6 protein-coding genes are annotated in these 14,569 nt (G+C 77.3%); all 6 read left to right on the top strand.

From position 1 onward, the window contains the following. Nucleotides 1-106 precede the first annotated feature (106 nt). The 6 genes from MCBMB27_RS04750 to MCBMB27_RS04725 are packed head-to-tail and all read left to right on the top strand — an operon-like array spanning nt 107 to nt 14,442. On the top strand, nt 107-1,216 hold the full coding sequence (locus MCBMB27_RS04750; RefSeq protein ID WP_053609763.1) for an ATP-binding protein: 1,110 nt from the start codon (nt 107-109) through the stop codon (nt 1,214-1,216). Further along, complete coding sequence (locus MCBMB27_RS04745; protein ID WP_075379968.1) at nt 1,213-3,513, top strand: DUF5682 family protein; 2,301 nt, start codon at nt 1,213-1,215, stop codon at nt 3,511-3,513. Before MCBMB27_RS04750 ends, MCBMB27_RS04745 begins: the two co-directional genes overlap by 4 nt. A 47-nt stretch (nt 3,514-3,560) precedes the next feature. Continuing rightward, nucleotides 3,561-7,460: a DUF4132 domain-containing protein gene (locus MCBMB27_RS04740; RefSeq protein ID WP_075379967.1), complete on the top strand. Its 3,900-nt coding sequence runs from the start codon at nt 3,561-3,563 to the stop codon at nt 7,458-7,460. Between the two features lie 14 nt (nt 7,461-7,474). Beyond that, a complete protein-coding gene (locus MCBMB27_RS04735; protein ID WP_075379966.1) occupies nt 7,475-11,365 on the top strand; it encodes a DUF4132 domain-containing protein in 3,891 nt (1,296 codons plus the stop codon). Further along, nucleotides 11,362-12,492 (top strand): VWA domain-containing protein, encoded by a 1,131-nt coding sequence (locus tag MCBMB27_RS04730; protein WP_075379965.1) that lies wholly within the window; start codon nt 11,362-11,364, stop codon nt 12,490-12,492. Before MCBMB27_RS04735 ends, MCBMB27_RS04730 begins: the two co-directional genes overlap by 4 nt. A 9-nt stretch (nt 12,493-12,501) precedes the next feature. Then, nucleotides 12,502-14,442 carry an SWIM zinc finger family protein gene (locus MCBMB27_RS04725; RefSeq protein ID WP_075379964.1) on the top strand — a complete coding sequence of 647 codons (1,941 nt, stop codon included), beginning with the start codon at nt 12,502-12,504 and terminating at the stop codon, nt 14,440-14,442. Nucleotides 14,443-14,569: the final 127 nt, after the last annotated feature.

Raw genomic sequence — 14,569 nt, 5'->3', positions numbered from 1 at the left:
GCTCGGAGATGCTCGGAGGCGCTTGAGAGACATGCCCGTGCCGGGGCATGCTCTGCCGATCGCAGGACACGCCGACAGGATCAGCGCGACGGCAGGGGACGGGTGCATGGCGAAGGCGGTGCGGGCGGGCGGCGATCGCGAGGCGCGTCAGAGACCCCCGGCCGAGGACGTCCACGCTGCGGAACTCGCCCGCCTGCGGGCCGAGGATTCGGCGCCGCGGCCGCCCGGCTGGCAGCTCTCGCTCCAGGCCGTGCGGCGCTTCATCTGCGGTGACGGCGCGACCCCCGCCAAGGTGGTCTGCGCGCCCGCGCTGGTGGAGCGGGCCATGGTCACCCTGGCGACCTCGCGCGCCCTCCTGCTGATCGGGGAGCCCGGGACCGCCAAGAGCCTGCTCTCGGAACTCCTCGCCGCCGCGATCAGCGGGTGCTCGACCCTGACGATCCAGGGCGGTGCGTCGCTGACCGAGGACCAGATCCGCTACGGCTGGAACTACGCGCTGCTCGTCGCCGAGGGGCCGAGCCCCCGCGCCCTGGTGCCGGGCGCCCTCCATACCGGCCTCAGCGCGGGGCGGATCGTCCGCTTCGAGGAGCTGACCCGCTGCCCGCTGGAGGTGCAGGACAGCCTGCTCTCGGTCCTGTCCGACCGGGTGCTCGCCGTGCCGGAACTCACCGGCGCGGACGGGATGGTCTACGCGCGCGACGGCTTCAACCTCATCGCCACCGCCAACACCCGCGACCGGGGCGTGAACGAGATGTCGGCGGCCCTCAAGCGCCGGTTCGGCTTCGAGACCGTGTTCCCGATCGCCGATCTTGAGGCCGAACTCGCCCTGGTGCAGCGCGAGGCCACCGCGCTTCTGGCCCGGTCCGGCGTGCCCCGCAGCCCGGATCCGGAGGTGCTCGAACTCCTCGTGACCTGCTTCCGGGAGCTGCGCGAGGCCGTGGATACGGAGGGCACCGGCATGGAGCGGCTCTCCTCCGTGATGAGCACCGCGGAGGCGGTCAGCGTCGCCCACGCCATCGGGGTGAAGGGCCATTTCCTGCGGGGCGATGCCGGCCAGCCGGAGGACATCGTCGCCTGCCTCGCCGGCACCGCCGCCAAGGACGACGCGGAGGATCTCGCCCGCCTGCGCCGCTATCTCGACCAGCGCGTCAGCCGCCGCTCCGGCGCGGTGTGGCGCCAGCTCTACGCGGCGCGGCACCTCCTCACCCCGCAATGAGCGGTCCCGCGCCGGATTCCGGCCGCCTGACCGTCATCGGCGTACGCCACCATTCCCCGGCCTGCGCCGGGCTCGTCCGGCGCAGGATCGCGGCGTTGCGGCCGGCCTTCGTGCTGATCGAGGGTCCGGTGGACTTCAACCCGCACCTGCCCGACCTCGCCCTCGGCCACGACCTGCCGGTGGCGATCTTCTCGTTCCGGGCGGATGCGACCGGCAGCGCCGCCTCCTACACGCCGTTCTGCGCCTTCTCGCCGGAATGGCAGGCGCTGGAGGCGGGCCGGGCGGTGGGTGCGCAGACGCTGTTCTGCGACCTGCCGGCCTGGGACCCGGCCTTCGGACGCCGCGCCAACCGTTACGCCGACCCGCACGGGGCCCGCGCCGAGGCCGCCGAGCGGGCGCTGGCCGCCGCCCTCGGCGTCGCCGACCAGGACGCCCTCTGGGACGTCCTCGCCGAGGCGGCCTCCGAGGCGGAGCTGCCGGCCCGGCTCGACCGCTACTTCGCCCTGCTGCGCCCGCCGGGCACGGACGATCCCGCCGAGGCGGCCCGCGAGCGCTTCATGGGCGCCTACGCGGCCCACGCCCTGCGCGCGGCCGGCGACCGGCCGGTGGTCCTCGTCTGCGGCGGCTGGCACGCGGACGCCGTCCGGCGCCACGCCGCGCAGGCGGACGGGACCCGGCCCGAGCCGGCGCCGCCGGAGCCGGACCTGCGCACCGGCAGCTACGTGGTGCCCTACGCCTATCTCCGGCTCGACCGGTTCTCGGGCTACGCGGCCGGCATGCCGGCGCCGGGCTACTACGAGCGCGTGGCCGAGGCGGGCCTCGCCCCCGCGGCCGACTGGGCGATGACGGCGATCACCGCGGCCCTGCGTGAGGCCGGGCAGGTCGTCTCCACCGCCGACCGCATCGCCTGGCGGGTCCATGCCGAGGCCCTCGCCCGGCTGCGCGCCCATCCGGCGATCCTGCGCGCCGACCTGATCGACGCGGCTCTCGCCGCCCTGGTGAAGGACGCTCTCGACCGCCCGCCCGCCTGGGCGGCCGGCGGCGCTGCGCCCGGCCACCCCGCGCTCGCCGCGATGCTGCGGGCGCTCACCGGCCGGCGCGAGGGACGCCTCGCTCCCGGCACCCGGCAGCCGCCCCTGGTGGCCGACGTCGCCGAGCGTCTGCGCGCCGCCGATCTGGAGCCGGGGCCGGCGCGCCGCAGCATCGACCTCGACTGGGCCGCGCCGGGCGACCGGGCGCGGGCGCACCTGCTGCACCGGCTGGCGCTGCTCGGGCTGCCGGGGATCGCCCGCGAGGGGCCGGACCGCGCCGAGCCCGGCCTGCCGCGGGAGCGCTTCACGCTCGTGCGCCACCCGCACTGGCTCGGCGCCCTGATCGAGGCCTCGCTCTGGGGCGGCACACTGGAGATGGCCGCCGCCGCCCGGATCTCCGCCCGGGTCGAGGCGGCGCCGGATTCCCTCGCCGTTCTCACCGGGGCCCTGTCCGACGCGCTGTTCGCCGGGCTGACCCTGGAGGGCGATCTGCTGGCCCGCTTGAGCGCCGGCATCGCGGCGGCGCACGACGTGGCCGCTTTGGGCGCCGCCGGGGCCGGGATCGTGCGGCTGTACCGGTTCGGCGACGCCTTCGCGCCTTCGCGGCCCGCCCTCGCCCGCCTCTGCGCCGCTCTGGCGGCCCGGGCGCTCTTCGTCGTCGAAGGCATCCGGGAGCCCCGCGCGGGGCTCGGCGCCATCCCGCTGCTCCTCGCCTGCCGCGACCTGTTCCGCGAGGTCGGCGCCGAGGTTGCGGGCCTCGACGAGCTGCGCGGGCCCTTCGCCGCCATGCTCGGCCGGCGCCTCGCCGACCCGGAGACGCCCCCGGCCCTCGCGGGGGCGGCCCTCGGCTTCCGGGTCGCCTGCGGCGCGGCCGGCTCGGACCCGGAGGCCGCCCTGTCCCGGCTGCGCCGCTTCGGCCTGCCCGCGACGCTGGGCGACTTCCTCGCCGGCCTGTTCGCCCTCGCCCGCGAGGAGATCGCCGCCGACGCCACCCTCGCCTCCGTCGAGGGGCTGGTGGCCGCCTGGGGCGATGAGGATTTCCTGCGGGCGCTGCCGTCCCTGCGGATGGCCTTCGCGTGGTTCCCGCCCCGGGAGCGTGAGCGCATCGCCGTGGCAATCCTGCGCCGGAGCGGCCTCGGCGAGGCCCGGGCCCAGGTCGAGGCCCTGGCCTGGATGCGCCAGCGCGCCCGCCCGGCCGATCAGGCGGAGGCCCTGGCCCGCGAGGCGCGGGTCGCCGCGCGGCTCGCCCGCTACGGGTTGACCTGAGACGCGACAAGGAAAATTTTACCGCCGCGCCACGGGGAGAGGACTGCATGCAGCGTTACGAGCTGACGGCGGGATCATCGGCGAAGTTCTGGGAGGCCGGGACCGAGGACAGCGTTCTCATCGTGAGATTCGGCCGGCTCGGCACGCAGGGGCAGTCCAAGACCAAGAGCTTCGCGAGCGCGCAGGCGGCTCGGGTCGAGCTCGACCGGCTGGTGCGGGAGAAGACCGCCAAGGGCTATCGCCCGGCCGGCGACGCCGCACCGGCTTCGGCCGCCGGGGCGACAGCCCAGGCCACGGTTGCCCAGGCCACGGTTGCCCAGGCCACGGTTGCCCAGGCCACGGTTGCCCGGGCCGCCGATTCCGAAACCGCCGAGGCTTCGCCGGCCCCCGCCGCCCGGGCGGAGGCGCGCTGCACCCCGGCAACCGGCGGCGCCCCGATCTTCTCCGGCACGCCCCTGCCCACGCGCACCCGCCCCGGGCCGCCCCTCGACGCCGCCGCCGACTGGGCCGCCTTCGCGGCGCGGATCCGCCCGCTTCTGGAAACCGCTCCCGACGAGGCCCGCGCGCCGGCCGAGGCCCTCGCCGCCCGGCTCGACGGTGCGCCGCCGGCCCCCGACCACGCCGAGGCCCGGCACTGGCTGGAGCAGCTCGAGGCGGCCTGCCCGGCGCTGAACCAGCGCCTCTGGGGTGCCAAGCCCGGACCGCAGGGGCCGGCGGCCCGGGCGGCGTTCACCCATTTCGCCCGCTGGCTCGTAGCCCGCTCCGGCACCGGGACGCTCGTGGCCCTGTTCGACCGGCTGCAGCCCCGCCCCTCCGGCCGGTACGGCTCCCTGCCGGTCTCGGCCTGGGACATGCCCACCGCCTTCGGCATCCGGGCCGCCCTGGCCGCCGCCCCCGAGGCGGAATACGCGGAGGCCCTGGAGGCAGCCCTCCGGCTCGCCGCCGCGGAGCCGGAGCCGACCCTCGCCCGCTGGCTCGCGGCGGTCTTCGCGGATGACCGGCCCGGCGCCGACCATGCCCTCTGCGCCCGCGCGGTGCTCGCGCGCTGCGACCCGCCGGATCCCAAGGCCTACGGCAATTCCCACGCCGCCCTGCCGCTGATCGTCGACCTGCCGCCGAGCCAGGCCGCGCCCTGGTACGCCGCGCCGTTCCACCGGGCGACCCTGGCGACCTGCGATGTCGGGGCCGAGGAGGCCGCCGCCACGGTGATCGCCGTCGCCGACGCGGCCGGCGAGCCGGCCACCCCCGCCCTCGTCTGGCTCCTGGAGGGAGCGGTCGGACCCGAGCGCACGCTCATCGCCCGGGCGCTCCTGGAGACCCGGGCCGCCGACGCCCTCGACGCCCTCCTGCCCTTCGTGGGCACCAAGCTGGTCCGCGACGCCCTCGACGCCGCAGACGCGGCCTTCCCCGACTGGATGCTGCGGGCCTATCTCGGGGCGCTCCATGGCAAGGGGGAGCCCGCCTTCGGCCCGCGAGCCGTCACGCTCGCCGAGCGCCACGGACATGAGACCGCCCGCGCCTGGGCGGCGGCCGACGGGGGCCGGGGCGCGGGGCGCCTGGACCGGCTGCTCGCCGCCGGCAGCGGGCCGCAGGCGGCGCCGGAGGCCCTGCCGCCCGTGCTCCGGGACCCGCCCTGGCGGCGGCGCGGGGCCGCGCGCGCCCGGCCGGAACGGGTGGTGGCGCCGATCCCGACGCCCTTCGCGCACGGCTTCGACCCCGAGCAGGCCCTCGACCGCAGCACCTTCTACTTCCAGGCCGGAACGCTTGTGGAGGCCATGACGGACCTCGCGGCGCGGATCTGCGCCACCGAGGCGGAGGCTCTCTACGACATGCCGATCCCGCCGCCGGCCGAGCCCGTGCCGGCCGCCGACGCGGATCCCGCGGCGGCCCTGGCCTGGCTCGACCGCCGGCTCGACCTCACCCGCGAGCAGTTCACGGGCTTCTTCTACTTCAACTACGGGCCCTGGTTCCGGATGGTCGGGTGGCAGCCCGAGCCCCTGGCGCTGATGCTGTGGGAGAAGACCGGGCCGCAGCGCGCCCATTACGTGGCGTGGCGGCGCGCCATCGCGGTGATGCTGTCCCGCTTCGGCGAGCGGGCCGTGCCCGGCCTCGTCCGCCTCGTCGCGGCGGATCCGGCGCAGCTCCTGCCGGAGGTCGAGCCGGTGGACGCCGCCGACCTCGCTCCGGTCGCCGCCCGGGTCTTCCACCGCACCCGCAAGCTCCGGCCGGCCGCGGCCGCGTGGCTGCGCGCCCATCCCCGCACTGCGGCGCTGCGGCTCCTGCCCGAGACCCTCGGGCCCGCCGGCCCGGACCGCGACGCCGCCGACGCTGCCCTGCGCTTCCTCGCCGCCGAGCCCGCGGGGCGCGCCGCCCTCGACGCCGCCGTCGCGGCCTATGCGGAGCGGGATCCCGGCGTGACCGAGGCGGTGGCCGCCGGGGTCGGCAGCGACCCGCTGGAGCAGGTGCCGGCCAAGCCGCCGAAGCTCCCCGACTGGGTGGTCCCCGCCGCCCTGCCCCGCCCGGTCCTGCGGAGCGGCGGCGCCCTGCCCGACGCCGCCGTCACCGCCCTGTGCGAGATGCTCGCCTTCTCGGACCCGCTGACGCCCTACGCGGGCGTCGCGCAGGTCCGCGCCGCCTGCACGCCGGAGAGCCTCGACGCTTTCGCGGTCGCGCTGTTCCAGTCCTGGATCGCCGCCGGCGCCAAGGCGACGGGGGAATGGGCCCTGCAGGCGCTGGCCCTGATCGGCGGCGACCACGCCGCCCGCGACCTCACCCGTCAGATCCGCGCCTGGGGGCAGGCCGGCCTGAAGCCCCGCGGCCGGGCCGGCATCGCCGTGCTCGCCGGGATCGGCACCGACGTGGCGCTGATGAACCTCAGCGCCATCGCCGAGAAGAGCCCGCTGCTGCAACTGCGCGAGGCTGCCCGCGCCGCCATCGTCGACGCCGCCGAGGCGCGCGGCCTCGACGAGGTCGACCTCGCCGACCGGCTCTCCCCCGATCTCGGCCTCGACGCCCGGGGCGGGCTCGACCTGTCCTTCGGGGAGCGCCGGTTCCGGGTCGGCTTCGACGAGACGCTGAAGCCCGTCCTGCGCGACGCCGAGGGCCGGCGGCTCGCCGCCCTGCCCCGCCCGACCAAGGCGGACGATCCCGAGGTCGCCAAGGCGGCGTCCCGGCACTGGGCGGCCCTGCGCAAGGACGCGGAAGCCGCCGCCGGCCTGCAGGTCACCCGGCTCGAGGCCATGCTGGCGTCCCAGCGCCGCGTCGCCCCCGGGGTGTTCTGGCCGTTCTTCGCCGCCCACCCGCTGATCCGCCACCTCGCCGGGCGCCTCGTCTGGGGGCTCTATCCGGACGGTGCGCCCGCGACGCCGCCGGGGCACGTCTTCCGCCTCGCGGAGGATCTCTCGCCGACCGACGCCGCGGACGACGCCCTCGCCCTCGACGTCGCGGCGGCCGAGGGCGTGGTCGGCCTCGTCCATCCCCTGCACCTCGACCCGGAAGCGCTGGCGGCCTGGAGCGGCTTGTTCGCCGATTACGAGATCGCCCAGCCCTTCCCGCAACTCGCCCGCGAGACCTTCGCGTTCACCGAGGCCGAGCGGGGCGGCGCCGAGACCCCGCGCTTCGACGGAATCCGGGTGGGCGGCCGCCGCCTGCGCGGCCTGCGGCCCCAGGGCTGGTCGACCGACACCGGTGGCGAGCACGTCCATGCGGTGCAGCGGCCGGTCGCGCTGCCCGACGGAACCCGCCTCGTCGCGGTCCTGCGCTTCGAGGACGGGTTCTGGCACCGGCCCGGCCCAGAGGGCGACGGGATCCAGACGCTGCGGACCCTGATCCTGTCCGAGACCGGCTGGCGCGCCGCGGCGACCCACCGGTTCGGCGACCTCGATCCGGTGACCGCCAGCGAGGTCCTGCGCACGCCGAGCCTGCTCGCCGCCGCCGGCGACGCGTGAGAGGGAGACAGCCCATGGAACGCTACGAGCTGGTCGAGGGCAGCGCGGCCAAGTTCTGGGAGGTCGGCGTCTCCGGCCCGACGCTCACCGTCCGCTTCGGGCGCCTCGGCACCCAGGGCCAGAGCAAGGACAAGACCTGCGCCGATGCGGCCGCGGCCGTGAAGGAGAAGGACAAGCTCGTCCGCGAGAAGACCGCCAAGGGCTACGTCCGCGCCGACGGAGCGGCGCCCGCCCCGGTCGCGGCGTCCGCCCCGGCACCGACCGCCGCCGCCAGGAAGCCCGCCCCGGCGCAGGCGTCCGGGCCGGCCGGCGAGACGGTTGTCGAGCCAGCCGCGGAGCGGGCCGCGGAGCCGGCCGCCCCGCCGCCCGCCGAGCCCCCGCCGGCTGCCCCGGCGGAGCCCGTCCCGCCCCCCGCCCCGGCCGCGGTCTTCGAGGCGGTGCCGCTGCCGACCCGCCTGCGCCCCGGTCCGCGCCCGGACGCGGCGGAGGCTTGGCGGGCGATCGCGGCGCCGTTGGCGGCCGCGCTCGGCGATGCCGAGGCCGCGCGCCTCGCCGGGGCGCCGCCGGACCGGGACGGCCTCGCCGCCTGGCTGGACGCGATCGTCGACGCCGCGGAGGCGCGCCGACAGGGAAATCCGTCCCGGGCCGCCACCGGCGACGCCATCCTGCGGCGGGCGCTGGAGGCGATCCTCCGCTACGCCGTGGCCCGGGGCGGGACGGAGGCCGTCGCCCGGCTGGCCGACCGGCGCCGCCCGACCCCGAAGACGCCGCGCCCCTACCAGCGCCTGTCCTGGGCGGAGCCGCTCCACCTCGCCCTGCGGGCCGCCCTGGTGCACGCCCCGGAGGCCGATTACGACGCGGCCGTCGCGTTCCTGAACGCGCGGATCGCCGAGGACCACGACTGGCCGGCGGCCTGCGCCTGCGCGTTCATCCTGGCCGACGACCGGCCCGCCCCGCACCCGCTCCAGCCCCGCGCCGTGCTCGAAGCCGCCGCTTCCGCGGGGATCGACGTGACGGCCGATACGGCCTTCGTGCCGCTGCTCGCCGATGCGCCGCCGGACGCGGTGGCGCCCTGGCGGACCAAGCGCAGCTACCATTTCTACTTCGTCTACTGCGCCGTCGACGCGGGGGAGGCGGCCGCGACCCTGCTGGCGGTCGCTCGCGCCGCCGGGCAGCCGGCCCTGCCGCCCCTCGACTGGCTGCTGCACTACGCCACCGACGACCAGCGCCGGACGGTCGCCCTGGCGATCCTGTCGACGGGGGAGGCCGGCGCGCTGCCGGCCCTGCTGCCCCATCTCCACGAGAAGCCCGTCGCGGCGGCCCTCGACGCGGCACTGGAGGCCGATCCCGCCGCGATCCTGCCCCGCTGCCTCGCCGCCCTCGCGGGCGGCCGATCGGAGCCGGCCCTGCGCGCCCGGGTGAACCGGGCGCTCGATATCCACGGCCTCGACACGGTCCGCGGCTGGCTCGCGGCGTCGGGCGGGCGCGGGGCCGGCATCCTCGATGCCCTGGCGGAGGCCCGCGCCGTGCCCCTGGCGGAGCCCGCCGCCTGGCCGCGGGTGCTGCGTGATCCGCCCTGGCGGGCCAAGGCCCGGACCCGGGACGACCTCGTCCTCGCCCTCGCGCCGCTGCCGACGCCGTTCGCGCACGCGGTGCCGGAGGTCGCCCCGAGCTACTGGCGGGCGCGGAACGCCGTGACCCTCGACGGCCCGGAGGCGCTGTCGGCCTTCGTGGCGGCCACCGAGCTTTCCCATCCGACGCAGGGCTGGAGCCGGATCCCGCCCCCGCTCTCCGAGCCGCCGCGCGACGACCCGCCGGCCCTGATCGCCTGGGTCGCCGCCCGCGTCGCCCAGATCGACGAGGCCTGCCGCTACTGGGCGAACTCGCCCTATCGCCAACTGGTCGGCAGCCTGGAGCGGCAGCCCGAGCCCCTGGCGCTCGCCCTCTGGGCCCAGTCGCGCGTCGTTGCGGGATGCTTCCACGTCTCGCAATGGCCGGAGATCGTGTGGGCGATGCTGTCGCGGTTCGGCGAGCGGGCGATGCCGGGCCTCGTCGGGCTGGTCGAGGCCGATCCGGTCGGGCTCCTGCCGGCGGTCCTGGCGGTGGACGATGGCCGTCTCGCCGTGCCCGCCGCCCGCGCCCTCACGAAGCTCAAGAAGGCCCGCGAGCCGGCCCTGGCGTGGCTGCGCCGCCATCCCGAGACCGCCCTCATCCGCCTGCTGCCCGACGCCGTGGGCCGGCCCGGGGCGCTGCGCGATGCCGCCGAGCACGCCCTGCGCGTGCTGGCGCAGGACCGGGCGGACGGCCGCGCCATCATCACTTCCGTGGCCGCGCGCTACGCGGACCAGGCACCGGACGTGACGGAGGCGGTCGCGCAGGTGCTCGACCGCGATCCTCTCGCCCGCGTCCCCGCCAAGGTCGGCAAGCCGCCCGCCTGGGTCGTGCCGTCCATGCTGACCCGCCCGCGTCTGCGGGACGGGACCGCCCTGCCGGACGCGGCGATCCTGACCCTCTGCGAGATGCTGTCCTTCACCAACCCGGACGCCGTCTATGCCGGCGTGCCGATGGTCCGCGAGGCCTGCACCGAGGCGAGCCTCGCGGCCTTCGCGTGGGACCTGTTCTCCGCCTGGATCGCCGCCGGGACGCCCTCGAAGGACGGCTGGGCCCTGCGCGCGCTGGGCTGGTTCGGCACCGACGCCACGGCCCGCGACCTGACCCGCCTGATCCGCCGCTGGCCCGGCGAGGCCGCCCACGCCCGCGCGGTCACCGGACTCGACGTGCTGGTCGATATCGGCACCGACGTCGCGCTGATGAACCTCAACGGCATCGCCGAGAAGCTGAAGTTCAAGGGGCTCCAGGAGAAGGCCCGGCAGAAGATCGCCCAGCTCGCCGAGGCCCGCGGCCTCACCCCCGAGGAGCTGGCCGACCGGCTCGCCCCCGACCTCGACCTCGACGAGCGCGGCGGCCTCGACCTCGATTTCGGCCCCCGCGGCTTCCGGGTCGGGTTCGACGAGACCCTGAAGCCCTGGGTCCGGGACGCCGCCGGCCAGAGGCTCAAGGACCTGCCCAAGCCCGCCAAGGCCGACGATGCCGGCAAGGCCGCGGCGGCGGTGGCCCGCTGGGGTGCCCTGAAGAAGGACGCGCGGGCCGTGGCGAGCCTGCAGGTGGCCCGCCTGGAGGCGATGCTCGCCGGCGCCCGCCGGGTCCAGCCGACGGTGTTCGGCCCCTGCTTCGCCGCCCACCCGCTCGTGCGCCACCTCGCCCAGCGCCTCGTCTGGGCCACCTTCGCGGATGCCGACCCGCGGACCGGCCCGGGCCTGACCTTCCGGGTGGCCGAGGACCTGACCTTCACGGATGCCGACGACGCGCCGCTCGACCTCGACCTGACCGGGGCGGCCCCGGGCCTGATCGGCCTCGTCCATCCCCTGCAACTCGACCCCGGGGCCCTGGCCGCCTGGGGGGCGCTGTTCGGCGACTACGAGATCGTCCAGCCCTTCCCGCAGCTCGCCCGCGAGACCTACGCCTTCACGGAGGCCGAGGCGGCCGCATCGACCACGAGCCGCTTCGCCGGGACCGTGGTGGAGGCCAACCGCCTGCGCGGCATGGCCGCGAAGGGCTGGCCCCTCGGGTCACCGCAGGATGGCGGTGTGGTCTGGTGGATCGAGCGCGCCGTCACCTTCCCGGGGGGCGCCGCCGGCCAGGCCTCGCTGATCTTCTCGGAGGGCCTGTTCACCGGCGCGGTGGAGTTCGAGGACCGGGAGCAGACCCTCGGCGACCTGACCCTCGGCTCGCCCTGGAGCAACCGGACGGAGCCGGGCCAGCGGACCTTCGGCGCGCTCGCGCCGGTGACGGCGAGCGAGCTCCTGCGCGGACCGAGCCTCCTCGCCGGGACGCGGCTGCGGTGAGCCTCGACCCCGTCACGCGCTGGCGGCTCATCCTGGGCGAGGCGGCGGAGTCCGCCTGCGCCGGGGCCGGCTGCGCCCTGTCGGGGGAGGCCGCCGCCATGGATCAGGCCCTCGACTGGCTCTACGGCCGCGACGCCGAGGGGACGGCGCGGGGGGAGCGGCGCCAGGGCGGCCGCGAGGGCTCGACCCTGACGGTGCCGGGCTGGATCAACGCGGTCCACACGCTCTTCCCCCGCGAGACCATCGAGCGGCTGGAGCGCGACGCGATCGAGCTCTACGCCATCGACGACGTGGTCACGAACCCCGAGGTGCTGGCCCGGGTCGCGCCGAACGAGACGCTGCTGAAGGCGGTCCTGCGCACCAAGCACCTGATGGCGCCCGACGTGCTGGTGATGGCCCGCAAGCTCGTCCAGGAGGTGGTGCGGCAGCTGATGGAGCGGCTGGCCCGGGACCTCGCGGTGGCGTTCTCGGGGGTGCTCGACCGGCGGCGGCACACGCGCCTGCCCGGCGCCCGCGACCTCGACCTGAACCGGACGATCCGCGACAACCTGCGCCACTACGATCCCGAGAGCCGGCGGATCACCGTCGAGCGGCTGCACTTCTTCGCTCGGGACCGGCGGCAGATGCGGCCCTGGCAGGTGATCCTGCTCGTCGACCAGAGCGGGTCGATGCTCGATTCGGTGATCCACGCCTCCGTGATGGCCGCCTGCCTGTGGAAGCTCCCCGGCATCCGCACCCATCTCGTCGCCTTCGACACGGCGGTGGTGGACCTGACCCGCGATTGCGACGACGCCTGCGAGCTGCTCATGAAGGTCCAGCTCGGCGGCGGCACCGATATCGGCGGGGCCCTGCGCTACGCGGCCGGCCTGATCACCGCGCCGGAGCGGGCGATCGTGGTCTTGGTCTCCGACTTCTACGAGGGCGCGAGCGAGGCCGCCCTGGTCGCTCAGGTGCGGGCGCTCTCCGGCCAGCGCACCCGCGTGCTCGGGCTCGCGGCCCTCGATTCGGCGGCCCGGCCCGCCTACGACCGGGCGATGGCCCAGCGGCTCGTGGCGGCCGGTGCCGAGATCGCCGCGATGACGCCCGGCGAACTCGCCGGCTGGCTCGCCGCCGCGATCCGGAGCTGAGCCGCGGCGATGGCCCGCCCCGACCTCCGCGCCCTCACGGATGACGGCCTCGTCCAGCTCGCCAATGCCGGCCTGGTGAAGCGCGCGCTGCGCGAGGTGGCCGCCGGCCAGGGGCCCGCCCTCGCGGAGGCCGAGGACGGCACCGTCGAGGCGCGCTTCGCCGACGGCACGGTCACGCGGCTCGGCCCCGGCCGGCCCCCGGGCGAGGCCAGCTGCACCTGCCCGGCGAGCGGGATGTGCCGCCACCGGGTCGCCCTCGTCGTCGCCTACCGGGCCGCGGCGGTCGCGGATGGACCGGCGCAGCCAGCCGCACCCGCGGCGGTCGCCTGGGATCCCGGCAGCCTCGACGGCGCCGCCTTCGAGGCGGGGCTCGGCGGCGCGGCGGCGGCGGAGCTGCGGCGCCTCCTGGCGGGTGGGATCACGGTCGGGCTGGAGCGCGGCGCCGTGCCGGCCGCGCGGCTCCCGACCGCGACCGTGCGCTTCCTCGTGCCCGACGCCGTCGGCTACGCCCGCTGCGACTGCGCGGCCGGGGGCGGCTGCGCCCACGTCGCCCTGGCGATCCGCGCCTTCCGGGCGGCCGGGGGCGCCGCCGAGATTCGCCTGGGCGGGGCGGCGCCGGCCGGAGCGGAGGCGGGGCCGGCGGAGGAGGGCCTCGCGGAGGCCGCCGACCGGGTGGTCGCCGGCCTGCTGGAGGCCGGGGTGGTATCCGGTCCGGAAGCCCACGACGCCGCCCTCGTCCGGCTGCGGCGGGCGGCCGAGAGGCGGGGCGCCACGCAGATCCTGCTGGCCGAGGCGGACCTGGCCGGGCAACTCGCGGCCTATGCCGGGCGTCACGCCGCCTACGACGCGGCCGTGGTCCTGGCGCTCGCCACGGAACTCCTCGGCCGCGTCCGGGGCGGGGAGTCCGCCCTCGGCGTCGGCCAGCCCTACGAGACCGCCATGGGCAGGACGCGCCTCGTTTCCCTGGGCGCCCGGCTCCTCGCCCGCGGGCGCGGCGCCAGCGCCCGGGTGGCCCTGGCCGACACCGATACCGGCGCGCTCCTGGCCCTGGAGCGCGATTTCGCGCCGGGCGAGGCCGAGGTGGATTTCGTCGGCAGCCTGCCCGGGCGGCTCCTGGGATCGGGCCTGTCCGTCTCGGGCACCGGCCAGGGCCAGATCCTGACCAGCGTCGCCCGGCGCCGGGCGGACGGGCTCCTCGCCCTCGGCCGGGGCGCGCAGGGCCGCACGGCCCTGCTGCCGCGGGACGCCCGCGTGACCGTGCCGGCCCCCCTGGCGGCGCGGGACGTCCCGTCGATCCTGCGCCGTCTGGCCGAGCGGCCGCCGGCCTTCCTGCGGCCGCGCGACCGGCTGGAGGCCTTCCACGTCTTCCCCGTCGACGCGGTCCTGGGACAGGCCTGGGCACCGGGCGCCCAGACGTGGCAGGCCGCCGTCGAACTGCCGGAGGCGGGCGGCACGCTGCATCTCGCCCGCGCCTACGACCCCGCCGCGCCGCACGCCCTGGACGCCCTCGCGGGCGCCTGCTCGGGGCGCTGGGGACCGGTGCGGCAGGTCGCCGGCCCGGTGCGGATCGCCGACGGGGCCCTGGTCTGCGATCCCTGGTCGGTGTCGGTCGACCGGCTCGTCGTGCCCGACCTCGCCGCCCCGGACGGCGCCGGCCACCCGATCCCGCCGGCACCGGACCTCGGGCCGGCCACGCTCCTCGACGAGGCGGCGGCACTCCTGGCGAACGCCCTCCATGCCGGGCGGCGGGCCTTCGCGGCGAACGCCCGCGCCGGCGGGGCCGACCTCGTGGCGCGCCTCGCGGCGGCGGGGCATCCCGCCACCGCCGCGCGGCTCTCGGCCTTCCTCGCCGCCGCCCTGGCCCCCCCGGGCGCGGAGCCCGATCCCTTCGCCCGGGCTGCCCTCTGGGTCGCCGCCATGCGGGATGATCCCGGGCCGGCGGCGGGCTGATCACGGAATCGTGGGGACGCGGTTGCCCCATCCGGCGCCCTGGGGCAGCTTGCCGCGGTTTCGGGCGCCGTGATTCGCCGGCCGTCCCGTCCCGATCGTTGCGTGAGGAGCCCGAATGCGCGGATCC

This window comes from Methylobacterium phyllosphaerae, from assembly GCF_001936175.1.
In the GTDB taxonomy this organism is placed as follows: Bacteria; Pseudomonadota; Alphaproteobacteria; order Rhizobiales; family Beijerinckiaceae; genus Methylobacterium; species Methylobacterium fujisawaense.
Note: the sequence above shows the minus strand (reverse complement) of the source record. Positions and strands in the feature narration are given on the sequence as shown.